This window comes from Promicromonospora sp. Populi, assembly GCF_041081105.1.
GTDB lineage: Bacteria > Actinomycetota > Actinomycetes > Actinomycetales > Cellulomonadaceae > Promicromonospora.
Genome location: NZ_CP163528.1, coordinates 4,240,191 through 4,254,810 on the forward strand (window position 1 = coordinate 4,240,191; position 14,620 = coordinate 4,254,810).

Annotated in this window: 16 protein-coding genes; 10 read left to right on the forward strand and 6 right to left on the reverse strand. The window is 68.3% G+C overall.

All coding sequences use genetic code 11. The annotated features are described in order from the left end of the window. The first annotated feature begins 59 nt into the window (after positions 1-59). Positions 60-1,631 (forward strand): multiple monosaccharide ABC transporter ATP-binding protein, encoded by a 1,572-nt coding sequence (gene mmsA / locus AB1046_RS19200; RefSeq protein WP_369370892.1) that lies wholly within the window; start codon positions 60-62, stop codon positions 1,629-1,631. Next, the gene (mmsB, locus tag AB1046_RS19205; RefSeq protein ID WP_369370893.1) at positions 1,628-2,809 is read left to right on the forward strand and encodes a multiple monosaccharide ABC transporter permease; all 1,182 of its coding nucleotides are present in this window, start codon (positions 1,628-1,630) and stop codon (positions 2,807-2,809) included. Before mmsA ends, mmsB begins: the two co-directional genes overlap by 4 nt. 57 nt (positions 2,810-2,866) lie before the next feature. Here the strand turns inward: mmsB and AB1046_RS19210 are convergent, their stop codons facing one another. Then, entirely contained in the window at positions 2,867-3,358 is a 492-nt protein-coding gene (locus tag AB1046_RS19210; protein WP_369370894.1) for a hypothetical protein, read from the reverse strand. Between the two features lie 490 nt (positions 3,359-3,848). Between AB1046_RS19210 and AB1046_RS19215 the strand changes: the two genes are divergently transcribed. Further along, on the forward strand, positions 3,849-4,472 hold the full coding sequence (locus AB1046_RS19215) for a TetR/AcrR family transcriptional regulator (RefSeq protein ID WP_369370895.1): 624 nt from the start codon (positions 3,849-3,851) through the stop codon (positions 4,470-4,472). Positions 4,473-4,478: 6 nt separating this feature from the next. Here AB1046_RS19215 and AB1046_RS19220 read toward each other — a convergent pair whose 3' ends face one another. The 3 genes from AB1046_RS19220 to AB1046_RS19230 form a co-directional block, all read right to left on the reverse strand. Continuing rightward, positions 4,479-5,783 (reverse strand): phytase, encoded by a 1,305-nt coding sequence (locus tag AB1046_RS19220; RefSeq protein ID WP_369370896.1) that lies wholly within the window; start codon positions 5,781-5,783, stop codon positions 4,479-4,481. A 134-nt stretch (positions 5,784-5,917) separates the two neighbouring features. Then, complete coding sequence (locus AB1046_RS19225) at positions 5,918-7,093, reverse strand: acetoin utilization protein AcuC (RefSeq protein ID WP_369370897.1); 1,176 nt, start codon at positions 7,091-7,093, stop codon at positions 5,918-5,920. Positions 7,094-7,241: 148 nt separating this feature from the next. Further along, positions 7,242-7,847: a hypothetical protein gene (locus AB1046_RS19230; protein ID WP_369370898.1), complete on the reverse strand. Its 606-nt coding sequence runs from the start codon at positions 7,845-7,847 to the stop codon at positions 7,242-7,244. Positions 7,848-8,021: 174 nt separating this feature from the next. On the opposite strand from AB1046_RS19230, the gene AB1046_RS19235 reads away from it, so the two are divergent. The 3 genes from AB1046_RS19235 to AB1046_RS19245 all read left to right on the forward strand — a co-directional run bounded on the left by AB1046_RS19235 (position 8,022) and on the right by AB1046_RS19245 (position 10,521). Continuing rightward, the gene (locus AB1046_RS19235; RefSeq protein WP_369370899.1) at positions 8,022-9,422 is read left to right on the forward strand and encodes a TrkH family potassium uptake protein; all 1,401 of its coding nucleotides are present in this window, start codon (positions 8,022-8,024) and stop codon (positions 9,420-9,422) included. A 126-nt stretch (positions 9,423-9,548) separates the two neighbouring features. After that, positions 9,549-10,217 (forward strand): TrkA family potassium uptake protein, encoded by a 669-nt coding sequence (locus AB1046_RS19240; RefSeq protein WP_369370900.1) that lies wholly within the window; start codon positions 9,549-9,551, stop codon positions 10,215-10,217. 205 nt (positions 10,218-10,422) lie between these two features. Next, positions 10,423-10,521: an AURKAIP1/COX24 domain-containing protein gene (locus AB1046_RS19245; protein ID WP_003792170.1), complete on the forward strand. Its 99-nt coding sequence runs from the start codon at positions 10,423-10,425 to the stop codon at positions 10,519-10,521. A gap of 119 nt (positions 10,522-10,640) precedes the next feature. On the opposite strand, the gene AB1046_RS19250 is transcribed toward AB1046_RS19245, so the two are convergent. Continuing rightward, positions 10,641-11,438 (reverse strand): HAD family hydrolase, encoded by a 798-nt coding sequence (locus AB1046_RS19250; RefSeq protein ID WP_369370901.1) that lies wholly within the window; start codon positions 11,436-11,438, stop codon positions 10,641-10,643. A 78-nt stretch (positions 11,439-11,516) separates the two neighbouring features. Here AB1046_RS19250 and AB1046_RS19255 point away from each other — a divergent pair, with 78 nt between their 5' ends. The 3 genes from AB1046_RS19255 to AB1046_RS19265 are packed head-to-tail and all read left to right on the forward strand — an operon-like array spanning position 11,517 to position 13,159. Continuing rightward, on the forward strand, positions 11,517-12,188 hold the full coding sequence (locus AB1046_RS19255) for a Pr6Pr family membrane protein (protein WP_369370902.1): 672 nt from the start codon (positions 11,517-11,519) through the stop codon (positions 12,186-12,188). A gap of 14 nt (positions 12,189-12,202) precedes the next feature. After that, a complete protein-coding gene (locus tag AB1046_RS19260) occupies positions 12,203-12,451 on the forward strand; it encodes a glutaredoxin family protein (RefSeq protein ID WP_369370903.1) in 249 nt (82 codons plus the stop codon). A 60-nt stretch (positions 12,452-12,511) separates the two neighbouring features. Further along, positions 12,512-13,159, forward strand: a complete 648-nt coding sequence (locus AB1046_RS19265; protein WP_369370904.1) for a redox-sensing transcriptional repressor Rex — start codon at positions 12,512-12,514, stop codon at positions 13,157-13,159. A 151-nt stretch (positions 13,160-13,310) separates the two neighbouring features. Here AB1046_RS19265 and AB1046_RS19270 read toward each other — a convergent pair whose 3' ends face one another. Beyond that, positions 13,311-13,862 (reverse strand): YceI family protein, encoded by a 552-nt coding sequence (locus tag AB1046_RS19270; RefSeq protein ID WP_369370905.1) that lies wholly within the window; start codon positions 13,860-13,862, stop codon positions 13,311-13,313. A 165-nt stretch (positions 13,863-14,027) separates the two neighbouring features. On the opposite strand from AB1046_RS19270, the gene AB1046_RS19275 reads away from it, so the two are divergent. Further along, entirely contained in the window at positions 14,028-14,540 is a 513-nt protein-coding gene (locus AB1046_RS19275) for a MarR family winged helix-turn-helix transcriptional regulator (protein ID WP_369370906.1), read from the forward strand. Positions 14,541-14,620 lie beyond the last annotated feature (80 nt).

Genomic DNA, 14,620 nt, shown 5'->3' on the forward strand with positions numbered 1-14,620 from the left:
CGTCGGCGTCGGGCATCCGTAACACCACCACTGGCGACAAGTACGCGACAAGGACTGGCATGGCCGATTCGGCGCCGACCGACATCCTCGAGATGCGCGGCATCACCAAGACATTCCCTGGGGTCAAGGCACTCCAGGACGTCAGCCTCACCGTCCGCCGGGGCGAGATCCACGGGATCTGCGGCGAGAACGGGGCTGGCAAGTCCACCCTGATGAAGGTGCTCTCAGGTGTGTACCCGTACGGCACCTATGAGGGCGACATCGTGCTCGACGGCGAGGCCGCCGAGTTCGGCAACATCAACGACTCCGAGGCGCGGGGCGTGGTGATCATCCACCAGGAGCTCGCGCTCGTCCCCTACCTGTCGATCGCCGAGAACATCTTTCTCGGGAACGAGCGCCGCCGTGGAGTCGGCGCCATCGACTGGAACCGGACCAACGCCGAGGCAGCAGTGCTGCTGGAGCGGGTGGGGCTCAGCGAGTCGCCGACCACGCCCATCTCCGCGCTCGGCGTCGGTAAGCAGCAGCTTGTCGAGATCGCCAAGGCGATCTCGAAGGACGTGCGGCTGCTCATCCTCGACGAGCCGACGGCGGCACTTAACGACAACGACTCCGAGCACCTGCTCGACCTGCTCCGTCAGTTCAAGGAACAGGGCATCACGTCGATCATGATCTCTCACAAGCTCGCCGAGATCGCCGAGATCGCCGACCGCACGACGATCATCCGCGACGGCCGGTCGATCGAGACCTTCGACATCGCCGGCGCCGGCGCGTCGTCCGAGGCGATCCAGAACCGCATCATCCGCGGCATGGTGGGTCGAGACCTCGACAACCGCTACCCCGACCGCGAGTCGCACCCCGGTGAAGAGGTGCTGCGGATCGAGGACTGGACCGTGTACCACCCGACCCAGCCCGGGCGCATAGTCGTCGACGGTGCGAACCTGACCGTGCGGGCCGGCGAGGTGGTCGGCATCGCCGGCCTCATGGGCGCCGGGCGTACCGAGCTCGCGATGTCGCTCTTCGGCCGCTCCTACGGCCGGGACATCTCCGGGAAGGCTTATCTGCACGGCAAGGAGATCGCCGTCCAGAACGTGCCGGACGCGATCCAGGCCGGCATCGCGTACGTGTCGGAGGACCGCAAGCAGTACGGGCTCAACCTCATCGAGGACGTGAAGCGCAACATCTCGGCGGCCGGCCTCGGCAAGCTGTCGAAGTACGGCTTCGTGGACGAGAACGAGGAGCTCAAGGTCGCCGAGGAGTACCGCGAGTCCATGAACATCCGCACGCCCAACGTGCTGGTGGAGGTCGGCAAGCTCTCGGGCGGTAACCAGCAGAAGGTGGTGCTGTCCAAGTGGCTGTACACCGCACCTGAGGTGCTGATCCTCGACGAACCCACGCGGGGCATCGACGTCGGCGCCAAGTACGAGATCTACACCATCATCAACGAGCTGGTCGCGGCGGGGAAGGCCGTGCTGGTCATCTCCTCGGAGCTCCCCGAGCTCCTCGGGATCTGCGACCGCATCTACACCCTGGCCTTCGGCCGCATCACTGGCGAGGCCGACGTGGCCTCAGCCACCCAGGAAGGACTCATGGCTCTCATGACGCAGGAGACCAAGCAGGAGACGAAGGCATGACCGGCATCGCGAATCTCAGAGAGCTGTTCACGCGCAATATCCGCACCAGCGGCATCTACATCGCGTTCGTGCTGATCATCGCGCTGTTCACCGTGCTGACGGATGGCAGGCTGCTCAGTGACCGGAACCTGACGACTCTCGTTCTTCAGTTCTCATACATCCTCATCCTCGCCATCGGCATGGTCATCATCATCATCGGCGGGCACATCGACCTGTCGGTAGGGTCGGTGGTAGCACTGACTGGTGCGGTAGCCGCCGTCGTCGTGATCCGGAACGGCCTGCCCTGGTGGGTCGGAGTGCTCGCCGCGCTGGGTACCGGTCTGCTGGTCGGTGCCTGGCAAGGGTTCTGGGTGGCGTACGTCGGGATCCCGGCATTCATCGTGACGCTGGCTGGCATGCTGCTGTTCCGCGGCCTCACCCTCGATGTGCTCAACAACGTCTCGCTCTCGCCGTTCCCGGCGGAGTACAACTCGATCGCCACCGGCTTTGTCCCCGCGCTGCTCGGCGGCTACGGGTACGACACGTTCACACTCGTTATCTTCGCGATCGGTGTACTGGGCTTCGCGTACAACTCGTGGCGCAACCGCCGCGCGCGTATCGAGTACAAGCAGACCGTCGAAGCGCCGGTGCTGTTCGTGCTGAAGCTCGTGGTCGTCGCGGCCGTCGTTATGTGGTTCGCGTACAACCTCGCCACATACCGCGGCTTGCCCGCGGTGCTGATTGTCCTGGCCGTGCTGGTTTTGGCGTATACGCTGGTCACCAAGCACAGCGTGTTCGGTCGCCACGTCTACGCCATCGGCGGCAACCTCGCCGCGGCACAGTTGTCTGGTGTGCGTGTTAAGCGCGTGAACTTCTGGATGTTCGTGAACATGGGCTTCCTGGCTGCAGTGGCCGGAATCGTGTTCTCGGCCCGGTCGGATACGGCTCAGCCAGCGGCGGGCAACATGTTTGAGCTCGACGCGATCGCGGCGTGCTTCATCGGTGGTGCCGCGGTGACCGGCGGTATCGGCACCGTGACCGGCGCGATGGTCGGTGGCCTGATCATGGCCGTCATGTCCAATGGAATGTCGCTAATGGGCATCGACCAGTCGACGCAGCAGATTGTCAAGGGCATCGTGCTGCTGCTGGCCGTGGCGTTCGACGTCTGGAACAAGAAGCGGGCCGCCGCCGCCCGCTGAGTGTTCAGAGATGAGTTCGCCGACGGGCAACACGCACGGTGCCCGTCGGCGAACCTGTCACGAGATGGTGACCGACTTCTTCGGCAGCGCGTCCGGGGCGAAGGAATGAGAGCGGTCGCCGGAGTGGATTATCAACTTAGTGAGTTCATTGGTCATCGTGATCGTCGGGTAGATCGGCTGATTAAGTACTGGCGTCTCCGTGAATTTCCCAATCGACCATGTAGCCATGGTGCCTGTCGACGTGATCGTGAACTGATCGGTCGTAACTGTGTTCGTTGTGTAGTTGCGGTACGCCCATAGCTTGTTCACGTTTGGGAGTGTCGGGGTGTAGCTGATCCCCCACGGGAAGCTGACGCTCAGGCAGTCACCGCACGCCTCCCCATATTGGGTGTTGTCCGTCCATGCCGTCGTCAGCTCGACACGTGCCGACGGTAGCGGCTGGAGTACTCTGCCGGTTCCGCAGTGGTCGTAGAACTGGACGACTGTCGTCGGAGAGAGCAGTCCAGGCCTTGCGATCCAGCGCATAATTTGCGTGTTGTCGGTAGTCATATAGGCTATCGGTCTGATAGGTGATGTTGCCGAATTCTTTGACGACGACGCATCGGTTCAGCGCTTCGTAATTGGTCGTCTTGGAATAGTAGTGAGTTTTGCTGATCCACTCTGACGGCGCCCGAGCGGGTGCGGGCTTGTCTGCCGCCGTGGCTGTGGATGTCGTAGCGGACGTCGAGTTGTCCGTCCATGCCGTCGTTGTGGCCTGAGCTGATGTGATGGTGGCGCCGAGTAGTGCGGTCACGACCATGACCACGAGACTGACGGTTCTCAGTCGTCGCATGCTTGCCCTCCTGCTCCTCTGGTGAGGACGGATGTGCCCTCACATCGGGATCATATGGTTAAAGCGGGCATACGGGCCAATATACTTGAAGACCACGATACTTCACGGTTGGTGCAAAATGCCGATATTGGCGGTCGGTCCATGTGGACCGGTGCCCGGGCGACTGCAGTAGGGGCTACGGGTTGTCGGGCAGGGAGAATGGTTGGCATGCCTGACAAGATCGTGCCCGTCAACGCTTCAAGCCGCCGCGGCCGGCGTCCCGCCGGTCAGGACGCCCGCGCCGACATCCTCGCCGCCGCGCTCGAGGAGTTCGTCGACCGCGGGTACGAGGCGTCCTCCCTGCGGTCGGTCGCCCGCCGGGCCGGGGTGGACCCGGGCACGGTGCGGCACTGGTTCCCGGACAAGCCGCGGCTGCTGACCGCGGCGCTCGGCGTCTCGGGGATCGAGCCGGACAAGGTGGTGGAGCGGGTCACGGCCGGTCCGGTCGAGACCCTCGGGGAGCGCCTCCTGGAGGCGGTGGTCGGCATGTGGGACTTCGACGGCGGTGACACCGTCCGCGTGGTCATCCCGGCGATCATGTCCGATGCCGGGCTGCGCAGCCTGCTGCCCCAGTTCATCGGTGCGGCCATCATGGCGCCGGTCATGCGCGCCATCGACGCGCCCGACGCCCCGCTGCGCACCGCGCTGGTGGCCTCGCAGCTTTCGGGGGTGCTGCTGACCCGGTACCTGATCCCGCTGGACCCGTTGGCCTCGCTCGCGCCGGACCAGGTGGCGCGGCTCGTGGGGCCGACCATCCAGCACTACCTCACCGGCCCGCTCCCGGCCCCGTAGAAGAGGTCAGTGCAGGCGCAGGGCCCGTGCGACGTCGCCCCAGTGCACGTACGAGAAGCCCGTCGCGTCGCGCTCCGGGTCCGTGTCCGGGCCGGTCTCGGGCTCGTCGTGCGTCACCAGCAGGCCGGACCGGTACTCGCCCACTGGCGCGTTGGAGACCGCCAGCCCGTCCGAGCCGTTGACGTCGTCCACGCCGTCGCCCGCGACCCGGAACGTGCCGAGCGAGCGGTTCTTGCCGGTCAGGGCGTAGACGCCGTAGGTGTCGTCGCCCTGGCTGGACACGATCACGTAGCCCGTGCCGCCGCGGCCGTACCAGATGTCCACACCCTCGGCGTCGGCGGTCAGGTTCTTGCCCCCGTACGACGGCGCTTCCGGGTCCACGGGGGCGCATTCCTCGGTCTCGGGGTCGTAGGCGTCGTGCACGCCGAAGTCCGTGACCTTGTCGACCAGGCGCGGCTTGCCCGAGCCCAGCGGCAGCGGCACCCGCCACAGGCCGACGTCCTCCTGCGTGGCGTACAGCGTGCCGGTGTGGCGGTCCACGGCGACGCCCTCCAGCTGCGGCCCCACCCCGGGCTCCTCGCACGGCACCCAGGTGGTGCCGTCGGGCAGGCGGAACTCGCCGGGCATCGTCAGGTGCTCGACGTCGGTGTAGCCCACGCCACCCGGGCCGGTGGTGATGCGGGCCGTGGCGATAGTGGTGCTCCCCTCCTGGGTCACCACCGCATACGTCTCGCCGCGGCGGGGCTGGTAGACGGCCAGGCCGTACGCGGTCTGGTCCTCGGCGACCGTCTCCCGGTCCGGGCTGAACAGGAACTCCAGCTCGGGCGCGGTGACCTCGGCCAGCGGCGTTGCGGCGTCGGCCCCTGCGGGGTCGATCGCGAAGAAGCGGATCTGGTCGTTGTACCGGTCCGAGACGACGGCGACGTCCGTCGGCGTGCCGTCCACGTCCAGGCCGTAGGCGATGTCCACGTTGTTGTACCGGCCGGAGACGCCGTCCGCGCGCGGGGCCGGCGTGGCCGGGACCGACTGCAGCTCGGTCGCGGCCACGTCATAGACCCGCAGGCCCCCCTCCTTGGCCGTCGCGACGACGATCGAGCGCTCCGAGTCATCGGGGTGCACCCAGATGGCGGGGTCGTCGCCGGACGCGTTGCCGCCGGCCTCGTCGTCGTACAGCGGGGCCGTCTCCACCGAGGTGGTGACGGTCGCGGGGCCGGACCCCGGTCGCCCGGACCCGCCGCTAGCGGCCGCGGCAGGTGCGAGCAGGGGCAGGACCAGCAGGGCGGCCGACAGGCCGACGAAGCGACGTCGCATGCGCAGAGGCTCCCGCACCCAAGTGACGCGAACCTGAACCCCAAACGAACACAAACCCGACCATTTGCTGTGGGCGTGATCGTTGCGACTACCCGCCCGCTTTAGGCGCAACGATCACGCCCACAAGCAACGGGTCAGTCCAGGAGGGGGTCCAGGCCCCAGAGGGGAAAGGTCGCGCGACGGGTCGCCTGGACTGCGCGGTCCACGGCGTCGGCAGGGTCGTAGCCGTCGCGCCAGCGGCGGAACGGCACCTCCGCGGAGCCGAGCGTGCGCGCGGCCTCCAGGCCCAGGCCCTCGACGACGGCGCGCCACGCGGCGGGCAGCTCGGCCCCGCGCGCCAGCGGCGTGTGTGCGGCTTCGGCGACGAGCGCCGTCCAGACGAGCGGCACGACGTCGGTCACCGCGTAACCGCCGCCGCCCAGGGCGAGCCAGCGGCCGTCGGCGTGCTCGTGCGCGAGCGCGTGCGCCCACTGCTGGGCGGTCCACTGCGCGTCCACCGAGACGTTCAGGTTCGAGAGCGGGTCCCGCCCGTGCGCGTCGCAGCCGTGCTGGGAGACGATCGCCTGCGGGCGGTGCTCCCGGATCAGCGCTGGCACGACGGCGTCGATCGCCCGCAGCCAGTCCGGGCCCGAGGTGCGGGCCGGGACGGGGATATTGACGGCGGTGCCCTCTGCGGGGCCCGGGCTGCCGACGTCGGCCGAGGCGCCCGTGCCGGGGAACAGGGTGCGGCCGTCCTCGTGGATCGAGACGGTCAGCACGCGCGGGTCGTCCCAGAAGATCGCCTCCACGCCGTCGCCGTGATGGGCGTCGAAGTCGAGGTAAGCGACACGCTCCGCGCCCAGGTCCAGCAGGCGCCGGATGGCCGCGGCGGCGTCGTTGTAGACGCAGAAGCCCGAAGCAGCGCCCGGCATCGCGTGGTGCATGCCCCCGGCGACGTTCACGCCGTGCGCGATCTCGCCGGTCCAGAGCGCGTCGGCCAGCTCCACGGACCCGCCGAGCTGGCGGGCCGCGGCCTCGTGCATCCCGACGAACAGGGGGTCGTCGTCGGTGCCGAGGCCCCGCAGGAGATTGGGCTCCAGCGTGGTCCCGGCGTGCCGGACGGCGGCCACGTAGTCGGCGTCGTGCACCGTCTCGATGACGGAGTCTGTCGCGGGCTCGGCCTCCACCACCTCGAGCGTGGGCTGGTCCAGCAGGCCGAACGCCTCGACGAGCCGCATCGTCAGGTCGAGGCGGGCCGGGGCCATGGGGTGCCCGGGGCCGAAGTCGTACTCGAGGAGTCGCGGACTCCAGACCAGCCGGGCGAGATGCACGCGCCCACGGTAACGGACGCGAACTGTGCCGGGCGCTGTGGCTCAGGCGCCGTCGGCGAGGTAATCTTGGTGTTGCCACCCCCTGCGGGGGGAGAGGAAGTGAAGCCGGGAACTCCCGCCGGACGACGGGATCCCGGCTTTCGCGTGTTCAGAGCTGGATCTCGATCTCGTCGATTCCCGGACCCAGGGAGTCGCGTATATCGAGGTTGGAGCCCCGCCGCGCCTGTCCGACCGCGCCGGCGACTGCATCCGCCACCCAGAGCATCGGCTCGTCCGTGGGAAGCGCGAAGTCGATGTGGAGCGCAGCGGGCATCGCTTGCTTGGCGTGCAGCGCTGCGAACATCCTCCTGTCGCGAGTGTTCAGGGACTGGGTTCGGGACTCGAGCCAGACCCTGGAGACGTCCAGCATGCCCAGCTCGAACACGAGGCGTTCCAGGCAGAGGCGGCGGGCACGTTCTTGTTTCTTCGCGTCGATGGGCGCGCCAACAACGACGACGTGCACCAGATCGTGCTCCGCGATGGCAGACGCGATCTTGGCACGCCGTGGCGCCGACTCGTCTCGCCAGTGGAGCCGGCGCGTTCCCTTGAGGAGCAGGCCGCGCAGGTTGTCTCGCATCGGGTCGCATGCTGTTGGACTGGCTACCGCCGCCGCGAGCAGATAGAGCCCGTCACGGTCCCGGCTCGGCATCTGCATCGACTCGTCCACCCATGCGTGCAGAACTAAGTCACCTGTCAGCGCGTACTCCTTTTCCACCGACGGATCATTGCGCAGAAAGCATGATCATGCTCGCTCAAACAGCGTTGCTTATACGCAACAGCCATCAGAGGATCGTCGCCGTCGGCCACCCCGGGTTTCTGCTCAGCGCGGGGCGCGCGACGTGGCACAGTAGGGCGTCGATCGTCGAGATGTGGGGGAGGAACGGGTCAGATGGCGCCGAGCCTGCGGCACCGGTTGTACGGGGTGCGAGAGCTGGTGGACGAGCTGGCCTTCCGTGCCCCGGCACGCCTGGCCGTCACGGTCTTCGCGGGCGTAGTCGCTGTGTTCGCCCTGCTCCTGCTGGTGCCGTTCGCGACCGCCGACGGCCAGGGCGCGAGCTTTGTCGATGCTGTGTTCACCGCGGTCTCCGCCGTGTGTGTCACGGGGCTCGTCGTGCAGGACACGGCGACCTACTGGTCGCTGTACGGGCAGATAGTCATTCTCGCCGGCATCAAGGTGGGCGGCTTCGGCATCATGACCGTCGCCTCGCTGCTCGGCATGATGGTGTCGCGCAAGATCGGGCTGACGCAGAAGCTGCTCACCGCGTCGGAGACCAAGACGAGCCGCCTGGGCGACATCGGTTCGCTGATCCGGGTCATCATCGTCACCGCCACCACGCTCGAGCTGTCGATCGCCCTGCTGCTCTTCCCCCGGTTCCTGGTGATCGAGGGCAACGTGGGCACCGCTGCCTGGCACTCGCTGTTCTACGGGATCTCGGCGTTCAACAACGCCGGGTTCGTGCCCACCACCGAGGGCCTGATGCCGCACGTCGGTGACTGGACGCTCGTGCTGCCCATCGCCCTCGGTGTGTTCATCGGTGCGCTCGGGTTCCCCGTCATCCTCAATGTCCAGCGCGCCCTGTCCCGGCCTGGTCGACGCTGGCGCAGCTGGACCAAGCGGCTCTCCCTGCACAGCAAGCTCACACTCGTGACCAGCGGCATCCTGTTCGTCGTCGGTGCGCTGCTGATCCTGGTGCTGGAGTGGACCAACCCCGCCACGTTCGGGCCACTGAGCTTCGGGGAGAAGCTGCTGGCGGCCGTGTTCGCCGGCATCATGCCGCGCTCCGGAGGGTTCAGCACCGTCGACGTCGGGGCCATGACCGAGTCGAGCTGGCTCATCCAGGACGCTCTGATGTTCGTGGGTGGCGGTTCGGCGTCGACCGCCGGCGGTATCAAGGTGACCACGCTCGCCGTCATGCTGCTCGCGATCGTCGCCGAGGCGCGCGGTGACCGGGACATCGAGGCGTTCGGCCGCCGCATCCCGCGGGACGTGCTGCGGCTGTCGATCGCCGTCGTGTTCACGGGGGCGAGCATCGTGCTGGTCTCGTGCGTGGCGCTGCTGCAGGTGACCGACCTCCCCCTGTCCCAGGTGCTGTTCGAGGTCCTGTCGGCGTTCGCGACCGTCGGGCTGTCGACGGGGATCACTCCCGGCCTGCCGGACGCCGGGAAGTACGTGCTGGCGGTCCTGATGTTCGTGGGGCGCACCGGGGCGGTGACCGTCGTGGCGGTGCTGGCGCTGCGCGACCGGCGGCGCATCGTACGCTTCCCCGAGGAACGACCGATCATCGGGTGAGGCCGGAGTGCAGTGCAGGGTGAGGGCCGAGGAACGAGGCACTCGCCCGGAACGGAACGCAGGTCTCACCCGAAAGAAGGCATCGGGTAGCAGCGAACGAGCCACACGTGGCGAGAGAGGAACATCGTGCCGGAGAAGAAGCCCGACCGGGATGCGGGTGTGCTGGTGATCGGCCTCGGCCGGTTCGGGTCGGCGATCGGCGCGACTCTGGACCGCCTGGGCCAGGACGTGCTCGCCGTCGAGCAGAACCCCACGCTGGTGGCCCAGTGGTCCGGGCGCCTGCCGCTGGTGGAGGCCGACGCGTCCAACCCGGAGGCGCTGGAGCAGCTCGGTGCGAAGGACTATGCGGTAGCGGTGGTGGGTGTCGGCTCGTCTCTGGAAGCGTCCGTGCTGATCACGGGCAACCTGGTGGACCTCGGCACGCCGCAGATCTGGGCCAAGGCGATCTCCGCGGAGCACGGCCGCATCCTGACCCGTATCGGCGCCCACCACGTGGTCTTCCCGGAGACCGACGCCGGTTCGCGGGTGGCCCACCTCGTGAGCGGCAAGCTGCTCGACTACATCGAGGTCGAGGACGGCTTCACCATCGTGAAGATGCGCCCGCCGAGGGAGGCGCAGGGCTTCACGCTGGCGCAGTCGAACATCCGCAAGCGGTACGGGATCACGGTGATCGGCGTGAAGTCGCCGGGCGTGGACTTCGTGTACGCGACGCCGGAGACCCGGGTCTCCGCGAACGACCTGCTCGTGTGCTCGGGCCACGCCGAGCTGCTGGAGCGGTTCGCCGCGCGGCCGTGACGGTCCGTCAGGCCGGGTTCGGCGCACCTCACAGCCCGCCGATTACGGGGCGCGCGATTGAGCGGGTAACCTAGGGAGCGGATTCCCTTTCGTGTTGGTCGGCCATCGTCTTTTCTGGCGTCACTGTCCCGGACCAACCGTGGACCATTTCGCCGAGCGGCCCGTCGTTGGGCTGCCGCCGACCGATCGAACATTGCGAGGACCTATGGGCTCCGTCATCAAGAAGCGCCGCAAGCGTATGGCCAAGAAGAAGCACCGCAAGCTGCTTCGCAAGACGCGCCACCAGCGCCGCAACAAGAAGTGACGCGCGCGCCGTCGGGCGCGTGACGTGCAGGCCCGGTCCTTAAGGACCGGGCCTGTTTTATCTGGGTCCCCGGCTGACAGACAGTCGGGCGTGAGCGAGTCCTGACAGGCAGTCGGCGGCTAGCGCTGCCCGCGCAGCCGGCGGCGTGCCGCCCGCAGGACCAGACCGAATACCCACGCGGCGCCCGCCCACGAGGCGGTCCGCACCCCGCGCCCGGCCACGCGCTGCGACCGTCCGCGGAACTCGCGGATGGGCCAGCCCACCTCCTGGGCGTGCCGGCGCAGCCGCAGGTCGGGGTTGATCGGGCAGGGGTGGCCCACGGACCGCATCATCGGCAGGTCGTTCAGCGAGTCCCCGTACGCGTAGCTCTCCTCCAGGTCGATCTCCTGGACTTCCGCGAGCCCGACGATGGCGTCCGCCTTGGCCTGGCCGTGCATGAGGTCACCCGTGAGCCGGCCGGTGTAGAACCCGTCCTTGTGCTCGGCGACGGTGCCGAGCCCGCCCGTCGCGCCCAGCCGCCGGGCGATGAGCTGGGCGATCTCCACCGGGGTGGCGGTGACTAGCCACACCTGGTGGCCCGCTGCGAGGTGCTCGTCGAGCAGGCGGCGCGTGCCGGGGTAGATCCGCAGCGAAAGGACGGCGTCCCACACCTCCTCGCCGAGGGTGGCGATCTCCGCGACGCTGCGACCGGCGATGAGCGACAGGGCGCGATTGCGCACCTGGTCGATCTGTTCCCGGTTCTCGCCCCACATCAGGTACCGGGCCTGGACCAGGGCAAACCTCAGGATGTCTCGTGTACCGAAGAACTTGCGCTGGTACGCGGACTTAGCCAGGTGAAATGCGCTCGCCCCGCGGATGATCGTGTTGTCGACGTCGAAGAACGCCGCGGTGGCGGACGAGGGGTGCGTCGACGGCATGGGGGTCACTCTATCCGCGTGCCACACCGCGCAAGTCCTCATCGCGCACCCCCGCGGATCGGCTGGTAGAACCGGGGAGTGACGCACAGGACCGAGGCACCGGACCGGGCCGCCCTCGCGCGATTCCTCCATCTGCTGGTCGCCGTGCTAGCCCTCGGCGGCTTTGCGATCGAGCTCTTCGTCGCGATCACCGGCGGCCCCGGGATCGCCCCGACGCACGCCGAACGCATAGTGCGGCTCTTCAGCTACTTCACCATCGAGTCGAACCTGCTGATCGGCGGGGTCTCGCTGGCGCTGGCACTGGACCCGCGCCGGGACGGGCCGGTCTTCCGCGTGCTGCGCCTGGATGCCCTGCTGTGCATAGCGGTCACCGGGGTCGTCTACAACACGGTGCTGCGCGGGCTCGTAGAACTGACCGGGGCCGGGATGGTGTCGAACACGATGCTGCACGTCCTGTCGCCGCTGTTCGCCGTCATCGTCTGGGTGTGGGCCGGGCCGCGGCCCCGCGTGACCGCCTCGACTGTGTGGTGGTCGGTCGCCTATCCGATCGCCTGGCTCGTCTACACCTTCGTCCGCGGGGCGGCCACGGGCTGGTACCCGTACCCGTTCCTCGACGTCAACACCCTCGGCTACTCCGGCGCGCTGACCAGCGCCGCGATCATCTCGGTCCTCTTCCTCGCCCTGGCCTGGGGCGTGCGCTGGCTGGATGGGCGGCTGCCCGACACGGACCGGTCGGCGCCGCGCACGTGACGTAGCCTCGGGGCGTGACAACTCCCGCCGAGGCCCGTGTAGTCCTGTACACCCGCGAGTCGTGTCACCTGTGCGAGGACGCACGTGCCGTCGTCGTGCAGGTGTGCGAGGGTGCGGGGGCCGCGTGGCGGGAGATAGACATCGACAGCGCGCCCGCGCTGCGGGAGAAGTACGGGGAGTACGTCCCCGTGGTCGAGGTGGACGGGGTCCAGCAAGGTTTCTGGCGCGTGGACGGTGCGCGCCTGGCCCGCCTCCTGGCATGATCATCCCGGCAGTGTGTGCGTACGCCCGCGACACGGTGGTCGCGGGGAGGGGAGCAGCACGTGGTCGAACTCAGTGACGGGACAGTTCCCGCGGCAACCGTAGGGAGGCTGCCGTACTACTTGCGCGCCCTGCGTGACCTCGCGGCCGAGGGGGTGGGGCTCACCTCCTCGACGGAGCTCGCGGAACGCTCGGGCGTGAGCTCGGCGCAGCTGCGCAAGGATCTGTCGTACCTGGGTTCGTTCGGCACGCGCGGCGTCGGGTACGACGTCGAGTCGCTCGCCTCGTACATCACCGTCGCCCTGGGCCTCGAGACCGAGCACCGGCTCGCGATCGTCGGCATCGGCAACCTCGGGCACGCCCTGGCGAACTACTCCGGGTACACCACGCGCGGCTTCCAGGTCGTGGCGCTGCTCGATGCGTCGTCCGACGTCGTGGGTACTCGCGTGGCCGGCGTGACTGTTGAGCACGTCCGCGGCGTGGCCGACGTCATCCAGCGCGAGCGCGTGTCGATGGTGGTGCTCGCGCTGCCCGGGCACGTAGCCCAGGACGTGGCCGACGCCGTGGTCGGCGCGGGTGTCCGCGAGATCCTCAACTTCGCGCCGATCTCGCTCCAGGTGCCGGACGACGTAGTGGTGCGGTCGGTCGACGTCGGCGGTGAGCTGCAGATCCTGGCATTCCACGCGGCAACCCGCGCCGCGGCGCTCTGACGCCTCGCTGACCCGGCGCGCCGGGCTCGTCGTCGCGACCGCCAGCACTGCCAGCGATACTGAAAAGGTTCAACAGGCTCAGGACGGCCGTAATCCCGTGGATTACGGCCGTCCTGAGCCTGTTGAACGCGAGTCAGCCCTACGAGAGAGGTCAGCCCTTGGCGATCGCGCTGACGTCCAGCGAGATCTTGACCTTCTCGCTGACCAGGAAGCCGCCGGTCTCCAGCGTGGCGTTCCAGGTCAGGTCGAACTCCTTGCGGTTGATCTCGAGCGCGGCCTCGAAGCCGATGCGGTCGTTGCCGAACGGGTCCCGGGCGGTGCCGGTGAACTCGGTCTTCAGCTCGACACCCTTGGTGATCCCGTTGACGGTGAGGTCACCCGAGATGACGTAGTCGTCGCCGTCTGCCCGGATGCCGGTGGACGCGAAGGTCCAGGTCGGCTTCTCCTCGGCGTGCCAGAAGTCGGCGCTCTTCAGGTGGCCGTCCCGGCCGGCGTCGCCCGTGTTGACCGACCGCGCGTCGAGCTCGGCGGTGACGCTCGACGACTCCAGGTCCTCGCCGACGGTGATGCTGCCCGAGGTGACCGCGATGGTGCCGCGCACCTTCGCGATGCCCGCGTGGCGGGCGGTGAAGGCGGCGGTGGTGTGGGAGAGGTCGAGCTCGTACGTGCCGGGGGTGAGGCCTGCGGGAAGCGGGGTGGCCATGAGAAGGACTCCTTGTTGATGCGGCGATTTGGGTAGATAGTTGAGGGATCAACTAGTCACGATGAGATCCAACATAGCTGGTCCCGTAACGTATTCCCAGAGCGTGTTCGAGCCGGCGCAGATCATCTTCCTGACGGCTCGGCGAGTACGAAGGCGGTGAACGACATGGCAGCACAGACGGTCGAGGAACGCGACATCTGGCTGACCGAGGAGCAGCAGGGCTCCTGGCGGCACTATCTCGAGGGCACCGCCCGGTTCGTGGAGGCGCTCGGCGCCGTCCACGACCGGACCCTCGACCTCTCGCTCGGCGAGTACAGCCTGCTGGTCCAGCTCTCCGAGGCGCCGGAACGCACCATGCGCATGTCGACGCTCGCGGACGGCCTCGTGCTGTCCCGCAGCCGGCTCACCCACACGGTCTCGCGGATGGAGGCCCGTGGGCTGGTCCGGCGGTGCGCGGCGCAGGGCGACCGGCGCGGGGTGAACTGCACCATGACCGACGCCGGTTACGCCGCCCTCGAGGCCGCCGCGCCCGGGCACGTGACCGCGGTGCGCCGGATCATGGTCGAGGCGCTGGAGCCCGAAGAGTTCGAGCTGCTCGGCCGCATCATGGCCAAGGTCGCGGCGTCGTCGAAGGAGTCGGGCGGCACGGAGGAGGGCCTCACGGCCCTCTGCGACTGACCCTTCGCGCCGGCGCCGGGCGCAGCTGCCGGCGGGAGATGACGTAATCCACACCTGGGCGGTCACAGGCATCCAGGGTC